This is a genomic window from Phycicoccus avicenniae, from assembly GCF_050496545.1.
Classification (GTDB): Bacteria; Actinomycetota; Actinomycetes; order Actinomycetales; family Dermatophilaceae; genus Phycicoccus; species Phycicoccus avicenniae_A.
Window position 1 is genome coordinate 99,979 of record NZ_JBNVZV010000007.1, and the last position, 16,954, is coordinate 116,932.

The 16,954-nt window shown below is 70.4% G+C and carries 10 protein-coding genes; 4 read left to right on the plus strand and 6 right to left on the minus strand.

All coding sequences use genetic code 11. The annotated features are described in order from the left end of the window. Positions 1 to 873 precede the first annotated feature (873 nt). On the plus strand, positions 874 to 1,251 hold the full coding sequence (locus tag ACQZ2A_RS08265) for a hypothetical protein (protein WP_430209403.1): 378 nt from the start codon (positions 874 to 876) through the stop codon (positions 1,249 to 1,251). A 64-nt stretch (positions 1,252 to 1,315) separates the two neighbouring features. On the opposite strand, the gene ACQZ2A_RS08270 is transcribed toward ACQZ2A_RS08265, so the two are convergent. After that, positions 1,316 to 1,978 (minus strand): DUF4304 domain-containing protein, encoded by a 663-nt coding sequence (locus ACQZ2A_RS08270; RefSeq protein ID WP_430209404.1) that lies wholly within the window; start codon positions 1,976 to 1,978, stop codon positions 1,316 to 1,318. Between the two features lie 139 nt (positions 1,979 to 2,117). Beyond that, a complete protein-coding gene (locus ACQZ2A_RS08275; protein WP_430209407.1) occupies positions 2,118 to 2,963 on the minus strand; it encodes a carbon-nitrogen hydrolase family protein in 846 nt (281 codons plus the stop codon). A gap of 344 nt (positions 2,964 to 3,307) precedes the next feature. Here ACQZ2A_RS08275 and ACQZ2A_RS08280 point away from each other — a divergent pair, with 344 nt between their 5' ends. Continuing rightward, complete coding sequence (locus ACQZ2A_RS08280) at positions 3,308 to 6,034, plus strand: AAA family ATPase (protein ID WP_430209410.1); 2,727 nt, start codon at positions 3,308 to 3,310, stop codon at positions 6,032 to 6,034. Here the strand turns inward: ACQZ2A_RS08280 and ACQZ2A_RS08285 are convergent. From ACQZ2A_RS08285 to mobF, 3 genes are all read right to left on the minus strand, one after another. After that, complete coding sequence (locus ACQZ2A_RS08285) at positions 6,031 to 6,339, minus strand: hypothetical protein (protein ID WP_430209413.1); 309 nt, start codon at positions 6,337 to 6,339, stop codon at positions 6,031 to 6,033. The genes ACQZ2A_RS08280 and ACQZ2A_RS08285 overlap by 4 nt on opposite strands. Before the next feature lie 161 nt (positions 6,340 to 6,500). Continuing rightward, positions 6,501 to 7,682, minus strand: coding sequence for a hypothetical protein (locus ACQZ2A_RS08290; protein ID WP_430209416.1), 1,182 nt, complete (start codon positions 7,680 to 7,682; stop codon positions 6,501 to 6,503). Positions 7,683 to 8,265: 583 nt separating this feature from the next. Then, positions 8,266 to 13,572, minus strand: coding sequence for a MobF family relaxase (gene mobF, locus ACQZ2A_RS08295; protein WP_430209419.1), 5,307 nt, complete (start codon positions 13,570 to 13,572; stop codon positions 8,266 to 8,268). 330 nt (positions 13,573 to 13,902) lie between these two features. Between mobF and ACQZ2A_RS08300 the strand changes: the two genes are divergently transcribed. Further along, positions 13,903 to 14,151: a hypothetical protein gene (locus tag ACQZ2A_RS08300; protein WP_430209421.1), complete on the plus strand. Its 249-nt coding sequence runs from the start codon at positions 13,903 to 13,905 to the stop codon at positions 14,149 to 14,151. A 145-nt stretch (positions 14,152 to 14,296) separates the two neighbouring features. On the opposite strand, the gene ACQZ2A_RS08305 is transcribed toward ACQZ2A_RS08300, so the two are convergent. Further along, entirely contained in the window at positions 14,297 to 14,959 is a 663-nt protein-coding gene (locus ACQZ2A_RS08305) for a hypothetical protein (protein WP_430209424.1), read from the minus strand. Positions 14,960 to 15,496: 537 nt separating this feature from the next. Between ACQZ2A_RS08305 and ACQZ2A_RS08310 the strand changes: the two genes are divergently transcribed. After that, complete coding sequence (locus tag ACQZ2A_RS08310; RefSeq protein WP_430209426.1) at positions 15,497 to 16,918, plus strand: hypothetical protein; 1,422 nt, start codon at positions 15,497 to 15,499, stop codon at positions 16,916 to 16,918. Positions 16,919 to 16,954 lie beyond the last annotated feature (36 nt).

The following is a 16,954-nucleotide window of genomic DNA, read 5'->3' on the forward strand; positions in this document are numbered from 1 at the left end:
AGGCAGTTTAGGTCGGTTCACCCCGCAGTGCAGGGGTGGCGCAGGCAATTGCAATCGGCATTCGACGGGCAAGGGCGATGTCAAGTCGGTCGGCATGTACAGCAGCGAGCAATCCGCCGAGTCAGCGATCGCGAGGGCCAGGCTGCGTGGGCTTCCGCGGTAAGACCGAGTGCTTCTACTTCGGCACGTGAACCGTCGACCAGGACCACTGGACCGAGGGCTTCGTGAGTCTGCCGCCCGGTGAGGGTGGACGGAACCCTCGGCAGCATCAGCGGAGAGTTCGCAGGACTCTTCGAACTCTTTGTGCCGACATCACGCCGTCACGAATCAGCCGTGCCTACCTGCTCTGAACGTCAAGGATGGCTTGGCGTGGGAAGCGAGCCACGACGACCTCGACTCGGGTCGGAACTGCGGGGCTTGTGGCTGAGACTTCGAACTCGTGCTGCTGTTGTGGGTCGATGTCCATTAGAACTCCGAACCGCACTTCGTGATCCTCCTCCGGTCTCGATAGCCCGGCGACGGCGTCAGCCCAGACCTCGATGAGAGTGCCATCCGTGAGAGTGACCTCCCATCGCCGTGGCGCCGCCAGCAGTACTCGCATGCCCCTCAGGCTAGAAGGACCCGCGGGCACTGCGTAACCACCCTTTGCCCAACAGCGGCATGAGCGAACGTCTCGCCCGGAATCTGTGACGATGGACGCGGTCTAGGAGAGCTAGAGATCAACGACGCCGGCGTTTGCTCTCCGAGGTCTGGCACCGCCTAGGTGTCGACCAGTGGCCCGAGGCGCGGTGGGACCGAAAGTCTTTGCTGGTTGAACGGGCACGGTAAGCGAAAGCCCACTCCTTCGACGTTTGAAGGTGCCATGCTTCGCCGATGGGCAAGTGGCGCGACGGCTTGTACGGACTGGTGTTCGTCGGCTTGGTGATCGCAAGCGACCTTGGCGGCGATTCGCCCGTGACTTTGCCCTTGGCGTCCGCATCGGCGGGGGGCTTCCTCATGGGCGTCATATGGCAGCGCTTCAATCGCAAGGACGTTGTGGGTCGGCTGACCTGGCTCGCCGCGGTTTTCGGTGTCTTCAGCGTCGTGGGGCTCGTTATGTGGCCTAGTGCGAGTGTGAAACTGTCGGGGATCCTGTTCCATCTTGGCGTGATGTCGGGTGTGATCGTCACCGAAGCTTGGCTCCGCCGTAGAAGGGCCCCGAGGGTAGGGAAACTGCAGGAGACTACGTCTGAGCGTACGAGCTCGGCGTGAAGTGCACGTGCCTGCTGGCGCCGCGAGACAGCCTTGTGCGCCGCCTCGGGAAGGCGGCGCGCAATCACGACGCGTCGTCGAGCCCCGCCCGCCGCCGGACCCACGGCAGCGTTCGCCGCGGCATCGGGGATGTGCTGTGCTCGGCGACCGACTCCAGCGTCGTGCAGGCAGCGACGAGCTCCGCACCCCCGATGTCGCTGAGGAGGACCGCGAGGGACATCTCTGGCCCGCCCGAGATTGCGGACGACGCCCCGGTCAGTGCCGCCTTGCCCGCTTGGATCGCGGCTGCCAGCTGGCCGGGACCGGTGAGCTCGAGCACAGCAGGTAGCGCGCGCAGTGCAGCGGCGGTCATCGCCTCCCCGACGCCAGTCACGTCCTGGTTGGCGTCGACCGGCCACTGCTCGCGGCGGCCCCGCGGACGTACGGCCGTCGAGTAGAGGCAGTCCCACGGCTGCTCCTTACCCGGGCGGCTCTCGCTCTCGAACAGGATGTCGCCCTGCGCGCACTCGTGGCTCCAAGCCCACCAGGCCGCGGGCACAACGCCGATGCTCAGCGCGAAGTCGCCGTACGGGCCCTCGTTGAACTTGTTGCCGAAGAGATTGACGAGCACGACGTCGCCCTCGCGCTGCAGGCGCCACGTCGGATAGGTGCCACGAAAGCCCTGGGCGCGCAGTGCCGGCGCGAGCGTGGTCTTGACGGCTTGGCGCAGGGCATCGCGGGCGAGCATGACCGCACTGTTCCACCCAATCGTGCAGCGGCACTGCGAAGCCGACGGCATCAACCGCCATGACTCCGCGTCACGAGCAACCTCGACTCCTCACAACGCGGCATATGAGTGTGTTGATCGCGGTCCTTCGGACCGAGGGCTAGAACGTCGTGCGTGTGTCGCTGCGGGGGTCGGCGACTTGGTGGTCGCGGTAGATCTGGCCAGCGCGGGCCTGCGCACGCCAGGGCCGTTTGACGGTCAGGGCGTGGTGGTTGACGGGGTCGTGCGGATCGAGCTCGACCACCTGCAGCTCGTTCGCCGGGTCGACCTCGGCCAGGACCTGTCCGTCGGGACCGATCAGGGCAGAGAGGAAGAGCTCGCTGCTCTGGGCCGGGATGGACATGGCCACCCAATAGTTGTGGATCGCCGCGTAGCCGCGCGCTTTGGTCGCGAAGATCGAGTCGACGGGGTAGGCGGGCAGCAACACGCAGTCCACGCCCAGCTGCTCGTACTCGATGAACAGGTCCGGGAAGTTGATCTCCACGCACACCACGATCCCGAACCGGTACTCGTCGACCTCGAAGACCACCGGCTCGAACCCAGGGGTGTAGAAGCGGGTGACCTCGGTGTTGGACAACACCCGCTTGTCGTAGCGATCCATCACGCGACCGTCGTCGGCGACGACGTACACACTGTTGTGCGGTCGGTGCGGCGCGGTCAGTGTGTGTGCAGAGCCAAGAATCACCCAGATCGACAACTCGACAGCCAGCGCGGCGACCGCCTCGAGTTCCTCGCGCACGACCTCGAAGTCCACATCATCCCAGCTCTGGACCTGTGCCTTCGCGTACCCCGACACCATGCCCTCGGGGAACAACACCATCCGCGCCCCGCCCTCTGCCGCGGCACGCATCAGCCGCCGCACCGTCACCCCGTTCTCCCGAGGGTCCTTCCGAACCTCAGGCTGGGCAACAGCAAGAAGAAGCGTTGCTGACATGGCTCCCACCATGTCAGGCGGCGCCGACGCCTGGCTGAGGACGTGCCCAATGCGGCATGTGCGGGCGTCGACTGCCGGCTGACCGGCGATGCCGCGCGCTGCGGATGCCGAGCTGTCAACGAGTTGGCATCAACGGTACGGGTGGTCGAGTACGACGGTGACGGCTGCCTCGACCATGCCGGCGGCGACCTGCCGACTTAGGAGCCAATCGGCTCTGTCTTCGGCGCGAGCGGGCGACTGCTGTGGGCGCTCTCGCGCATGTCGGGCGGCCGTCCCAATCTCGATGGGCAGCGCGTGAGAGTGGCAACCCTCGTTCCCGCCGCGCCCTATGCCACCACATCTGGGAGGATGCGCTGGTGCGCGGGCCCGGGCACGAGTTTGTCGGCCGCCGCCGGCACCTGCAGGAGCTGAGCGACGCGTTCACCCGCGCCGTCAACGAGCAGCCGTGCGTCGTGCTCGTCCACGGGCCCGGTGGCTCGGGAAAGACCCGCCTGGTCACTGAGGCCCTGCATGCCGCCGCCGCGAGGACAGTCAGCGCCCGGGCGGAGCCGAGCGAGTCCGGTACCGACTTCAGCCTGGCCCGCAAGCTGCTGGCCGCCGCCGGCGCCCCACCCACCGCCGTCTCGGACGTCGTCGAGATCGGATCGGCCCTGCTGGAGGTGACGGCCAGCGGCGGCGCGGGGTCTGTGACCGCGGTGTTCGCCGACGACCTGCAGTGCGCGGACCCAGCCTCCCTAGCCGTGCTGGCGTTCGTCGCGCGCCGGCTCGTCGCAGAGCGGGCGGTTCTCCTGGGAGCGGTTCGGGCACCGGCGGCCCCAGCGCCGCGCGGATACCTGGGCGCAATCGTGCGGGCGGCTCAGCCCCCGCACGGGCGCGTCCTGGAGGTCTCCGGTCTCGAGCACGACGAGGTCGCCGTTTTGGTCCGAGCCGTCATGGGACGCGACCTGCAGCCGCACGCACTCGCGCATCTGGTGGAGCTGACTCAGGGCAACCCGCTCTGGGTCAGTGCAGCGCTAAGGGAGACGACGCGTGAAAGTCTGCACGCCGGGGTCGAGCTGCCCGTGCCGCAGTCCCTGCACGAGGACTTCGCTCGCCGGTGGGCCACCACTGGCCCGGCGGCGCGTGAGCTGCTGGCCGCACTGGCAGTCCTCACCCCGCCGCGGCGGGTGTGGGAGCTGGCCCGAGTCTGCGCGGACGACGTGGGCACCACCGTCCAAGGGGCAGTGGCTGAGGCGGTCAGCGCCGGCCTGCTGCTGGCCGCCGCTGGCGACGACCCCGTCGACTTCACCCACCCGAGCGTCGCGGGGGAGGTCGGCGCGACCTACCCGCCCGCGCTCCTGCGCGCCTTGCACCTTCGCGCGGCGGGCCACGAGCCAGACCCGGCGCGCAGCCTGCGGCACCGGCTGCTGGGCACCGACCCGCCCAACGCGGAGCTGGCCGCCGAGGCCGCCCTCACCGCGCACGAACGAGCCCGCGACAGCGCACCCCTGGAAGCCGCCGAGCTCCTCGAGCTGGCTGCCCGCCACTCCCCGGACCAGGCCACGGCCGAGGCACGACGCCTCGAAGGGGCGCACGTGTGCTTGGCGTCCGGGTACCGTTCCGCCGCACGCTCACTGCTGAGCATCGAACCGCACACCCTCTCCAGCCAACGTGACTACCTCACGGCTTGGGTGGCGTGGGTCGACAACGACCTGCCCCGTGCGGTCGAGCACGCACAGGCAGCGTGGGCTGGTGGAGGCAGCGGCGCCGTCGGCGGTGCGTGGCTGCTCGGGACGATGCGCATGTTCGACGGGGACGGGGCAGCGGCACTGGAGTGGGCCCGGCGCGCCCGCCTCCGGCACAACGCCGACCACCCTGTCGAGTCGCACCTGATCACCGCCATGCTCGCGAGCTCCCTGGCCGTTCGAGGGCGGTGCAGGCAGGCCCTGTCGGTGCTTGGGCCCGAGGTGACCCACCCCGGGCCGGTAGACCTGCTGCCCGAAGCGGTGCGCGGCTACCTGCTCCTGTGGGCCGGGGACCACGCCGGCGCACAACTGGTGCTGAGCCGGTGCGCAACGGCCGCGGCACGGCTGGGTCACTACGCCTTGGCGCAGGTGCCGCAGTCCTACCTCAGCGAGCTGGAGCACCGCCGGGGCAACTGGGACCAGGCGGAGGTGTGGGCAGCCCGCATGGTCGCCAGCACGGACGCCTTCGACGAAGCATGGGCCGCGTCCCCGACCGAAGCCATCGCCTCGAGCATCCCGGCACGTAGAGGCGACTTCGAGCGCGCCAGGAAGCACGTGGAGGTAGCCCTGGCCGCAAGCCGGGCCAGCGGTAGCACTGCCCGCGTGTTCGCCCTCGTCGCCCAGGTCCAGCTGGCGCACGCCGAGGGCGACTGGCCCTCGGTGCGCCTGGCGGCCGACCAACTGACGGCCCGGGAGCACCGCGACGGACTGGACGCCCCAGGGGCCGTCATCTGGCGCGCCCTGGCCGCCGAGGAGGCCGCGCGCCGCGATGACCGGTCCGCGCTGCGCGCGCATCGTCGTGTACTGCTCGACCAGCCCTCGCCGGCCCCGGCGACGCAGGTCGGCCTCGCGCGGGTCACCGCGATGCTCGCCGCGTGCGAGGGCCGCCCGGCCCTGGCGACGCAGGCCTTCGCGGAGTCGGCGGACCGCGCTCAGGAGGCGGGGCTGGTCTTTGAGGAGGCCATGGCGCACCTGCTCCACGGCGAGCACCTGATCCGTGCCGGTCAGGGCGGCCAGGGCCAGCTGGCCGCGGCCGCGCGCATCTTCGAGCGGCTGGCCGCGGCGCCGTACGTGAACCGGGCCAGGCGACGGTCGGGCCCCGCCGAGGGGGGCGACCCACCCCCCTCGCCCTGGACCAGCCAGGAGCAGGTGATCGCGCGCATGGTCGCCCACGGGCGCACCAACCGGGAGATCGCCGGCGAGCTGGTCCTGAGCCCCCGCACGGTCGAGTACCACGTCTCCAACGCATTGCGGAAGGTCGGGCTCCGCTCGCGCACCCAGCTCGCCCGGTACGTCCTGACCTCGGACGACCCCGACCCCGTGGGCGGGGCGCGGGACGCGCCGCCCACCCGGCGCTAACCGGCTGGCGGGTTCTGCGTGCAGTCATTCATGTGCACGTACGTCACCGTGTCCCGCAACACCACCGTGCAGGTGCCCAGGTAGTCGGTTCGCATCCGCCACTGGCCCTGACGGACCCCACCGCGGGGTCCCCAGTGGAAGGTGCAGGTACCGGCTGCCGCCTGAGCGGTCAGGTTCTCGCGGCCCGACACGGTGGTGTCGGTGCCGACCGTTCCCGTGAGCGCCACCGGTTCGAGAACCCACGACACGGTCACCGTGCACACGGGCGCCTGGGAGGCCATCACCCAGGAGGCGTCGACCGCCACCGAACGGTCGCCGGCCGGCGGCGGCGACGACGGCGGTGACCCGCCCCACGGACACGCGGACGCTGACGTGAGCACCGCGACAGCGACAACACCTCCCGCGAGGACGTGCCGGCCCGCCAGGGCGCGACCCGGCCGGTCAGCACCGTCACGGCGGCGGGCTGCTACGCGGCGCATCCGGACACCCCCGGGACCTGCGCGATGACGACGTTGAGGGTCGTGAGCGACGCGGTCACCGACGTACCGCCGGCCACGCCGACGTCCACGCCCGGGGTGTCACCCACGACAGCCCACGCCTTGACGATCGACCCCCCGGATGCCGGCCGGAAGTCGATGCCGGTACTGGTGTCGCGAGCGACGTAGGACTCTACTGGGGCGGCAGGGGTGTACGAGATGATCTGCCACCCGTCGGGTGCCTCCCACAGCGGCCACGTGCTCGAACCCTCTGCGTACGTGTCACCGTTCCACCACGTCCCGGGTGGGGCGTACAGGGCTGGCACCTGCTCCTGTGCCGAGATGCTGAGCGTCGCCTGCAGTGCGGCACCGGTGTTGGTCACGGCGAACGAGACGGTGGTCAGCGGCCCGTTGCCGAAGAACTCGGCGTCGCCGCGCACCAGCGAGGCCGAGACCTGACGGTCCACCGGCGCTGCGTGACGTTCCTCGGTCCTGCACTTCGGCGGGACCGGTTGGAGGACGGGCAGCTGCCCCAGCCCGTCGTTGGCTCCGGAGATGGTGAGCAGGTCTGCGTCCGAGGGGAACTGCACGTCCTGCAGGTCCAGGACCGACAGGTACTTCGTCTGCTGGCGCAGCTTGCCGCTGATGTCGGTGGTGGTGCCGGACTTGGTCCGCACGCTGGCGTGCAACGTCTTGGGGGAGTCCATGTCGTAGCCGTAGATGCTGATCGTCTGCCAGACCTCGGCCGCAGCACCGAGGTTGACCTCGGACGGGGTGAACAGGCACACGCTCGGCGGGGGAGCGTCGTACGTCTCGTCGAGCAGCTGGGCCCGGAGCGCGCGCAACCCCTCCACCACGCGCTTCCCGAGCATGTCGACGATGCACTGCACCCCGGTGGTGGCGGCCCCGACCGCCTTCTCGGCGAGCTGGACCAGGTCATTCCGGATCAGCTCGCGAGCCTCCCTGGGCAGGTCGTCGGTCATGTGGTTGAGCGTGACCTGCCAGTCCTGGGACTGCACCGTGATGTCGTCGATCGCCTGGTCGATCGCCGAGACGGCCCGGTTGACCGTGTCATCGAGCCCGCACCCAGTCAGGGGGAAGGCGACCGACAGCGCCACGACTCCAGCGGCCAGGCGTCGCCGCCAGGCCGCCCTCGAGGTCGCAGTTGCCACCGGTCATCTCCCTTCACCCGCCAGCCACGGTAGGAGCACGGGGAAGGGCTGCGGATCCGTGAAACCACGGGGATTGAGGGCTGCCTGTGAGAAGTCGGCGACTCCGTTATGGAGACGCGACGGCTCAGACGGCGCCGGGTGTCGACGCGGACCACCCATCCACACCCGCGTCTGGGTCCCGCCGTGGCGGTCCAGCACTCACGCGCCTGGCTAGCCCCTGCTGAACATGCAACGCCGATGCATCCCTGTCGTCACTACTGAGGAGCTGGCGGCGGTGGTCAAGGGCGCATGCGTGTGCGCAGACAACCGTAGGCGTCAGCGCACGCGAAATGTGTCGCCGCCATCGCACATAGGGAAGAGGAGTTTTACCGAGAGGGCGCGGGTAGCCCCACGTGAGCTCCGGAATGTGGGGTACTGCTGGGTTCTTGCGCTCATCGGCACGAGCGGGCGATGTGTGCTTGGTAGGCCGAGGGCGGCTCCCCGGGGACCACGCGGGCCTCGCGGTAAGTGGCTCGAGGTTCCGTAGGCGTCTTGAGGCGAATGGGTGGCAAGCCAGGCCAGTGTTGGCTCTCACATTCGGAGCTCATCGAGGTGCTGATGGGTGGCCTGCCCGCAGTGGTCGTCGCCACACTTCGGCGGCCGCAGACGGCGCCCTATTCCACCTCTCGATGGTGTCGACGGCAGATGCGGCCGCGCGGTCAAGGTCAATGTTGTGGTTGCTGGCGAACTTGCCGACGAGGGACAGCCAAGCGGCGGGTTCACTTGCGGCGAGGACACCGAGGTCGTGCTCCGCATCGCCCATGAGCGGAATCGCGGCGGCCAGCGGTTGAGTGCTCGCAAGCACCCTCCGGAGAGCTAGATGGCCTTTTTGCGCAATGAGGTCCGCTGGATCGGAGCCCGCGGGGAGTGTCACCGAGCGCGGTGTGACTGAGTGCTGAGCCAACGCCCAATAGGCGGCAACGCTGGCGGCGGTCCCTGCGGAATCGGCATCGAAGGCGACGATAGGAGCGTCGTGCAGTCCAGCGATCTGCCGTGCTTGCGCTGGCGTGACGGCGGTCCCGAGCGGCGAGAGGCCGATGTGGCTTCCCGCGCTCGCCAGAGTGATGGCGAGCGCGTCGATCGGACCTTCGACCAGGACTGGAGTCGCACCGCCGACGATCGCCGCCTGATCCACCCCGTACAGCACGTCTCCCTTGTGGAACAGCGCCGTGGTCGGGGTGTTCAAGTATTTCGGTCCGTGCGTGTGGTCGGCTTCCGGAGATCGGCGACCCACGAAGCCGACCACGTTGTCGCCCTCCACGATGGGGAGGACGAGGCGATCGCGGAAGCGGTCGATGAGAGTCCCTCTCTGGGTGCGGCTGCTGAGTCCGACGGCGAGGAGCTCCTCTCCGCTTGCTCCGAGCGATCGCAGACGGTTCGTCAGGTGGGTCCATCCGGGTGGCGCATACCCGATGCCGTCGGGCAAGGAGGTGACGCGTAGGCGAGTGCGGAGGTAGTCCCCGGCCCACGCGGTATCGAGCAGGCTGGCGTAGTAGCCGCGGGCGAGCGCGTTGAGGTGGGCTGCCCGCTCGGGGGTGAAGGGTGCGTCGTCCCAGGCGGCGGCGCGGGCCACCATCTGCTCAATTTCGGCGTCGCTCGGGGGGAGGACGCCCATGGCGCTGCGGACGAGCGCGGCGGCGGTCAGGCGGCTTTGGACGTCTTCGACAAGCCTCGTCCGGGGTGGTCCCGAGTGAACATCGGTTGCGGGCGACTCCGGGGGCGGTTGCCACTCGGGCGTGGTGTCTGCGTAGTCCTCGGGCCGGGGGACGGTCTCCTCGACAGGCGGGTCGGTGAGGAGGCTGAGACGCCATGTGAGGGCCTGGCACAGGTCGAGGTCGGCCTCGATGCCTGTCGAGGCCGACAGCAGCGCCTTGAGGTCATGAGGTGGGGTCCCACGGGCGATGGCGTGCTCGAGGCTGGCGACGAGGGCCGGCCACCAAGGACTGCCACGGAGCGTCGCCACCACCTCGGGGCTCAGACCGTCGGTGAGCTTTTCGACCCAGTCGCTGCCGAGATGGTTCCCCCGCTCTATGTGGTGTGCGACGGCGGGGGAGAGGTGGCGGCTGATCCGCCACCAGAGGGCGGCTGCGGCGTGGTCGTCAGGTAGCGGCACGTGCACCACGGACTGGACGAGCGCGCGAGCGTCGAGTCCCGCGCGGTGGACGGCGGCGAGCCGTTGCGCGAGATGTGGGGTGAAGTCGTCGTCGCGTGTCCCGGGGAACAGTCGGTGCAGCAGGTCGCCCCATTCGGCGAGGGCGGGGGAGTGGGTGCCGAGCCGCGCGTCGAGGGCGCGCTGCCAGAGCGCTGGTGCTTTGGTGCGCTCGCGAAGTCCGGTGGGGCGGTGGTCGCTGTCGGGAACGCCGTGTGCGGCGCGCCAGATCAGGACGTCGGCGAGGAGCTCCTTGTCCGGCCGGACGCCTGTAGGCCACCACGGCGGGGCGCCCGCGTTCTGGGCCTCGAGCCGAACCTGCCGGGCTAGCTTGGTGACGAGGTCGCAGCGGGCGTGCAGGTAGGCGCTGCACTCCTCGTCGTGCTCCAGCAGGGTGGGGATCGCGGGGAGCCACGGAAGCGGTCCCGGGCCGATGTAGTGGAGAGCAGCGTCGTCCAGTCGCCACGTGAGCACGGCGGACTGGTCCGCCGCCGAGTTCAGATCGCGCACCCCGACGGCGGTTCTGAGAGCGTCCACGGGATCGCGCCCCATGGCGGCCAACAGGGTGAGATGCGAACGCAGGGTCGGCCACGCGGGGTCGTCGCCGATGCCCGGCACGTGCGTGTCTGCCGCCCGGTCCAGGTCTGTGAGGGCGTCGGGTCCGAGGTGGCGGGTTGCGGCCAGGTGAAGGGCGTCGGCGTAGCGCGAGACGGCCGCGTGGAGCAGGGTGGCAGGGGCGGCGGCCTCACGTTCGAGGGTGGTGGCGGAGCGGGGAGCCTCGTCGCGGGACAGGGCGGCTTCGAGGACGTCGGTCGCGGTGGCGGGGTGGGTCGCCTCGGGTCGGATGACGCTGTGGGGGTCACCGTCCGCGGCGAGCTGGAGGTAGAGGTGGTTGGCGTCGGCGCCGCGGGTGAGCAGGGTGTAGAGCAGCTGGCGGTTCTCGGTGCCGGTGGCCAGGCCGTGCACGGTGTCGACCGAGATGCCCTGGGCGGCGTGCACCGTGGTGGCGTAGCCGAGCTCGACACTGTCGCGCACGTAGCCGGCCGGGAGGGTGGTGCGCTGTCGGGTACGGCTGTGGCAGACCCCAAGTGACCCGTCGGGTGCGATGGTCTCGATGGTCCAGCGGTCGCCGTTCTTGACCCAGTCGGTGCTCGACAGGGGCAGGCGTCGGTCGTTGCGTCGGGTGATGACGATGTCCCCGACGTGGCCCTGTGCCCCGTCGGCGAGCAGTGCGCCGTGGCCGGCTGCCGCCGCGCCGAGGTGGTGGGCTTGCGCGCGCTGGTTGAGGCCGGCGACGAGGTCTCGGGTGGGGGCGAGCAGGAGGGTGTCGCGACCGGCGTCGCGGTCTCGTGCCCACGCGGTGAACGCCTGCTCGGTGGTCGTGGTCAGGTCGCCGACGTGGACCCGCTGGTTGTCGAGGTAGTACCCGAGGGCCTCGGGGCGTCCCTCGCGTAGCGCGAGGGAGGCCAGGCCTTCTGCGGGATCGGTAAAGCGCATCAGCTCGCTGAGGTGGAGCGCACCGTGGGTGTCGGCGATGTCCCGGAGCACTCCGCCGGCCCCGATCGCGCCGAGCTGGTGCGTGTCCCCGATAAGCCGGACCTGGCCGCCGCGGGCCACCACGTACGAGATGGCGGCGTCGAGGGAGAGAGTGTCGGCCATGGCGGCTTCGTCGAGGATCACCAGCGTGCGAGAGCCGATGTCGCGCACCCAGTCCGGTCGGTCGGCCTCGGGCCGGGTGAGGGACCAGGTGAGCTTGGCGAGGGTGTCGGTGGCGGTCCCGGTGCTCTCGCGCAGGACGGATGCGGCGGCGGCCGAGGGTGCGAGGCCGATGACGGTGCCGCCGCCCTCGATCCAGGCGGAGGTCAGGGCCTGCATGGCGGTGGTCTTGCCGGCACCGGCGGGGGCGAGTGCGAGCTGCGCCCGGGCGCCGGAGGTGGCCATGCCGCGGACGAGGGCTCGCTGTCCGGGGTTGAGTGGCGCCCCGTTCGCGGCGTGCTCGAGCAGGGTCAGGGACACGGCGTCCTCGGCGCAGGTGGGCCGGTCCGCGATGCCGGCGGCGGTGACGATGCGCTGCTCGGCAGCGAGGATGGCGGCGCTGGTGTAGAGGGTCGCGCCGGCCACGTCGTAGACGCTGGACCCGTCGCTGCGGCGCAGCGGTGGCGGCTCGGTGATGCCGTCGTCGGTGGCGGCGAGTCGCACGGACGCGGCCAGGGCGGTGTGGGTGACCGCGCGCACGGTCGCCTCGAGGTCCACGGACGCGATGTCGGCGCCGCGCACCTGGCGCAGCGCCTCGGCGCGGATGTGCCACACCTGCCAGGTCGAGCGTTCGGACTGCACGCGTGTGAGGACCTCTCGTGCGGTCTCGCGCAGCCACGCTGGGTCCGGACGCCGTGGTGTGTCGTGTCGGGCCACTGCGGTGACCGCGCGGAGCATGGCGTCGACGGCGGCGGCGTCACCGAGGGCTTCTTCCGCCTCCCGGCGCCACGCGGTCCGCTGCTCGCTGAAGCGGCGGGGCGGGTGCTTGGCTCCTCGGGTCTCGAGGGTGGCCTGCTGGGCCAGGTGGATGGCTTCGGCGCTCGTCGGTGGGCGACCGTGCTCACCTTGGAAGGTGTGCGCGAGCTCGCCGCGGCGGGTGTCGATGGCGCGTCGCCGGGTGGACCATCGTGCGAGTAGGGCGGGGGCGATGCCGGTGATCTCGCGGACTGGTCGCGCGTCCCGGCTCGTGCTGGGGCGTGGGGCGAACTGGACTCCGAGCCGGCGTCGGAGGTGCGCTTCGAGGGCGGTGTTGTAGGTCTCGGAGGCCGAGACGTGCGCCTTGTAGAGGAGCCGGCCGTCGATGGCCAGCCATGACCCTGAGCCGCGCGCCTGAACCTTGTTGGCGACGGCGACGTGGGTGTGGAGGTCGGGGTCGCCGGCGCGGGAGTCGCGGTGGGTGAAGGCGGCGGCGATGAGGCCGGTGGTCTCGACCTGGCGGACTCCGTCGGTGCCTTCGCGGGTGAATAGGGCGTGGGTCTCGAGGTAGGTGAGGGCGTCGCGGACGGCATCGTGGTGCGCCCGCTCGACCTGGGCGGCGACCTCGGGAGGGGCGAGGGCCCACAGGGCGGAGACGGACTTCACGGGGGAGAAGGTCAGGTCGTAGCCGCCGACGGCCCGGGTCCGGGGGCGGGAGTAGCGCGCGACCGCGGCGGCGAGCTCGCGGGCGCCCGAGGGCGCGCGGCTGTGCTCGGCCGTGAACATCTCCGTGGCGACGGCGGAGCGGATGGCGGCCTTGGTGTCGTGGTCGACGGGGTAGTGGCGCGGGTGCCCGAGTGCTGCGGCGTGGTCCTCGATCCGGCGGGCGACCTCGACGAGGAAGTGGGGGCTGTCGTGCGTGTAGACCTTGTATGGGGTGCCGAGCCGGGTCGCGGCACGCAGGTCCTTTTGGGTCAGGTTCGGGCCCTCGAGGCGGGCGCTGCGTTGCGTGGCGAGCGGGTGCAGCCCGGCGCCGAAGAGTGAGCGCATCTGGTCCTCGGTGACCTCGTCGCCGGGCGCGAGGCCGTCGATCCCGACCAGCCCGGTGCCGAGCCAGCGGCCGGGGGTCTCGCCCTGCTCGGTGTAGTAGGACGCCAGCGAGGCCCGCGCAGCGGGGCTGCGGTCGTGCGCGGCGACCTGTCGGGTCAGGTACGTGTACCCGGTGCCCGCGGTAAGTTTGTGCAGGCTCATCGTCACACCCGCCCAAGGGCCCCCGCTCTCGGCGGGTGGACGCCCCGGTACGACGGCACCGACCCGAGATGCATGAGGTGTGCAGTGGACGAGGTTCCGGATTTCGAGCTGTCGGGTCTGTTGGGTGGGCGGTGGCTAGGGGTTCGCGGGCCGGTCAAGAGCGGGGCGAAGAGGTGTCCACGAACGGGTGGGGCGGTGCTTTGGGGTTGTGGAGGTGTGGTGATGAGTCGTCGAGATGATGAGCAGCGGGCACGGCGGGTGGCGTTGGAGGCGCAGGGCGCGTGGCGGGCTGAGCGCGCGGCGAAGGACGCCCGGTGTAGCCGGTTGGGGGTGGAGGTGGCGGTCGCCTTGAGGGAGCGGGACGGGTGGGTGGCGGCGTGCGAGGAACGGGCGGCGGTGGCCTTCTCGGCGCTGACGGATGGCGAAGGGCTTTCGGTGGCGGAGGCGCTGCGGTGGTGCGGCGGGCTGCTCAGTGGGCAGGAGGCGGCACGGCTGCGCCGCCTGATGCGGGGGTCGACGGTCGATGGCGGCGGTGGTGGTGCGGCTGGCGCCTCGCCGCCATCATCGGGTGGCCAGTGACGGACGCGGCGTGGGCAGGCCATTGGCAAGCGATGGTCTGGTCGACGGCGAGGAGCGTCTGGTGGTGGGTCGTGAGGCCAAGTGTCGCCATGGCTTCGTCGCCGGGAGCGGGCTCAGGCGGCAGGGAGTCTTTGCGTGCCCACGATCAGCCGTACGAGAGCCCGATGATGAGGGTCGTGAGGGCGGCCATGACGGTGTGCCCGGAGAGAACGAAGTTCGTGCTGGCGACTACACCAGGGATGGCTCTGCCCCGCCATGCGGTGACGATGACATGGGCGGGCGGCCACACGCGCGCGACCGCGGCACACATGCGGGAGGGCAGGAGCCACGGGGCGCGCAGGAGCGCGCGGAGCGGGCGCGGTCGTGTGCGACCAGAGCGGACGGTGGCCGCCGCGTGGATCAGCGTGGCGGCCGCCTCAACCGGGCCGATCGCTCCGTGCGCCAAAGCGTCGATGAGGCCTGAGGGCGCCATGACGGTTCGGTGTCCGATCGCTGTCGCGACGAGTTGTCGGTCGGCGCCCCGGACGACAAGCGTGACGAGGGGTGGGCCGTGCTGCGCGCGGCACATGATGGTCAGGGCCGGTGCCATGACGACATGCTCGTGGGCAGTCGGGGCCCGGGCGCCCGCGAGACGGGCCCGAAGGTAGTCGTTGCGCGCCGCGCAGACCCAGAGGACGACGGGGATGAGCAGCAGCGGTGCATAGACGCCGGCGCCGATGAGCAGCGACGGTCCGAGACAGAGCCAGATCGCTCCGCCGGCAATCAGCGGCACTCCTTCTCGGATCGAGCGCTTGATGATCGATGTCATGGCTTCCTGCAACTGCTCGTGGTCCTCCGAGGGTCAGAGGGCCTGATAGTGGTTCACGGTCCTCTCGGGCACTGTCACTGTCGGCCGACGTTGTCCACCGCTGTTGTGAGCACGGGGTGGTTGGGTAAGCGCGTCCACCCGGTCGTTTGGTCATCCCTTGGGAGTCATGACGCGACGATCCCTCTCGACCGCACCTCTCCACGTGCTGCATGGTGGGCCGCCGGTGGGGGCAGGAGTGGGGCACCGCTTGGTGCGTTTGCTGGAGGAGCTCGGGGACGAGGCCTCACGTGTCGTGGCTCCTTCGGACGTTCGTCTGCACCTCGTCAGCTGTCAGGCGCACTACTTGGCGATGTCTGTCGCGCTGCGCTGCGGCTGGCCCGCTCTCGAGGATTACCCGTCGCTCCCGGGGCGGAGCATCGACGAGATCGCACGCGAGGTTCATGGCGTCCTGGCGCAGATGCCGCGACCACATCGGGACGTGCGATTCACTTCGGAGGCAGAGAGACTGGTCGCTCTTGCGCAGGCGGTGAGTCCGTGATGGGTGAGGAGTCGCGCAGCGTTGGCGAACTGCTCACCGCCTGTGACCTCAGCGCCCGCCAGATGCTGCTCGAGCCTGAGCACTTGGCGGCAGCCGAGCTGCTGCGGTCCTGGCCGGAGCTGGTCCAGGCAGGGCAGGAGCTGCTGGCCGCGACCCGCGTATCGTCGGCCTCGGGGTCTACGATCCTGGAGCGGGCGGACGAGGTGGCGGAGCGAATCCGGCTGATCGGGGACGGTCTGCATGCCCAGCTGGAGCGTCGTGGCTGGCCGGGTCCGGGTCCTGGTGATCCGCGGATGGTGGCCCTCAGCGACGTCTTCGTTGGAGTGCACGACAGGGTGGAGCGTCGCTGGCGCCGCGCGCAGGCCGGGCGAATAGACGTCGCTGCAGATGCCGCAGCACTGCGAGCACGGGTGATGCACACGCTGTACATCGCCACGCACGCGGTGCTGCTCGCGGTACGCCAGGAGTCGACGGAGGCTCGACTCCGACCCCGCGGGCTTACCCGGGTCCAGACCCGCCGGCTCGCAGCGATGCGATATTGCGACGGACGGCTCGAGACTGCGGAGCGGATGCTGGCTGTTCCCGTCTACCGGGTCTTCCCGTCGGCCCTGACCGGGCAGCACACCGAAAAGCCCCATCCCGATCGGCTGGCGGCCGCCCTCGGGCTCTGGGAGCTCGAGGCCCATCGCGCCATGGCCCGGGAGCCCCACTTGGGCACGCTGATGGAGGTCAGTCGGGTGCAGGCGGCGTCGGTTGCGATGACCCGGGCGGTCCTGGTCGCCCTCTGCACCGGCGATGAGGATGACCGGACGTCCCCTGCGTCGGTCGTTGACGAGCCACTGGCCTCTGCCGCAGGGGCATGGCAAAGCCTTCACGCAGATGTGCGTGACGTGACGCACCTGGCGGACCGGGTCACCCGTCTGGAGCTTGCTGCGGCCGGGGCAGAGCTCGTCGCAGCCTTCTCGGAGGTGCTCACGACTGGGACCGAGAACGCGAGCATAAGGATGATCCGTCGGGCGACCGGCGAGGACACGGCTGCTGCTCTACTCGGTAGCCTCACGTCGCAGGTCGACCTTGCCACGGTGGTGGTCGACATCCTCGCCGGCGAACCGTTGGGCGTGACCGCCCGCACGGCACGCCAGTTCGCTCGTCGCTTTGAGGTCGACGCGCTCGGGACAGCCCTGCAGGCCATGGTCACTCCCCAGGATCTCGCAGCCGACCGGACCGTACCCTTGCCCCCGGAGATCCGGGACGCGTTGATCCACCGCGCTGCCCACGTCCGAAGAGTCGCTGCATTCGTGAGTTCGATTCCGTTCGTCCATAGGCCGGTCGGCGAGACGCCCCAGCGGCATGTCCGGGATGGTCAAACGCTGCACCACCGAGAGCCGGACAGGCTGGTTGCTGGAGGACTCTCTCGGTGAGTCGTGACTCGATGCGTGCCCGCCATCTCGGGCGAG

Excerpts from the sequence above, each read along its gene's own strand:
- ACQZ2A_RS08275 (WP_430209407.1), bottom strand. The coding sequence starts at position 2,963 with ATGGTGGGAGCCATGTCAGCAACGCTTCTTCTTGCTGTTGCCCAGCCT.
- ACQZ2A_RS08310 (WP_430209426.1), top strand. The coding sequence starts at position 15,497 with ATGGGTGAGGAGTCGCGCAGCGTTGGCGAACTGCTCACCGCCTGTGAC.
- mobF (WP_430209419.1), bottom strand. The coding sequence starts at position 13,572 with ATGAGCCTGCACAAACTTACCGCGGGCACCGGGTACACGTACCTGACC.
- ACQZ2A_RS08270 (WP_430209404.1), bottom strand. The coding sequence starts at position 1,978 with ATGCTCGCCCGCGATGCCCTGCGCCAAGCCGTCAAGACCACGCTCGCG.
- ACQZ2A_RS08305 (WP_430209424.1), bottom strand. The coding sequence starts at position 14,959 with ATGACATCGATCATCAAGCGCTCGATCCGAGAAGGAGTGCCGCTGATT.
- ACQZ2A_RS08265 (WP_430209403.1), top strand. The coding sequence starts at position 874 with ATGGGCAAGTGGCGCGACGGCTTGTACGGACTGGTGTTCGTCGGCTTG.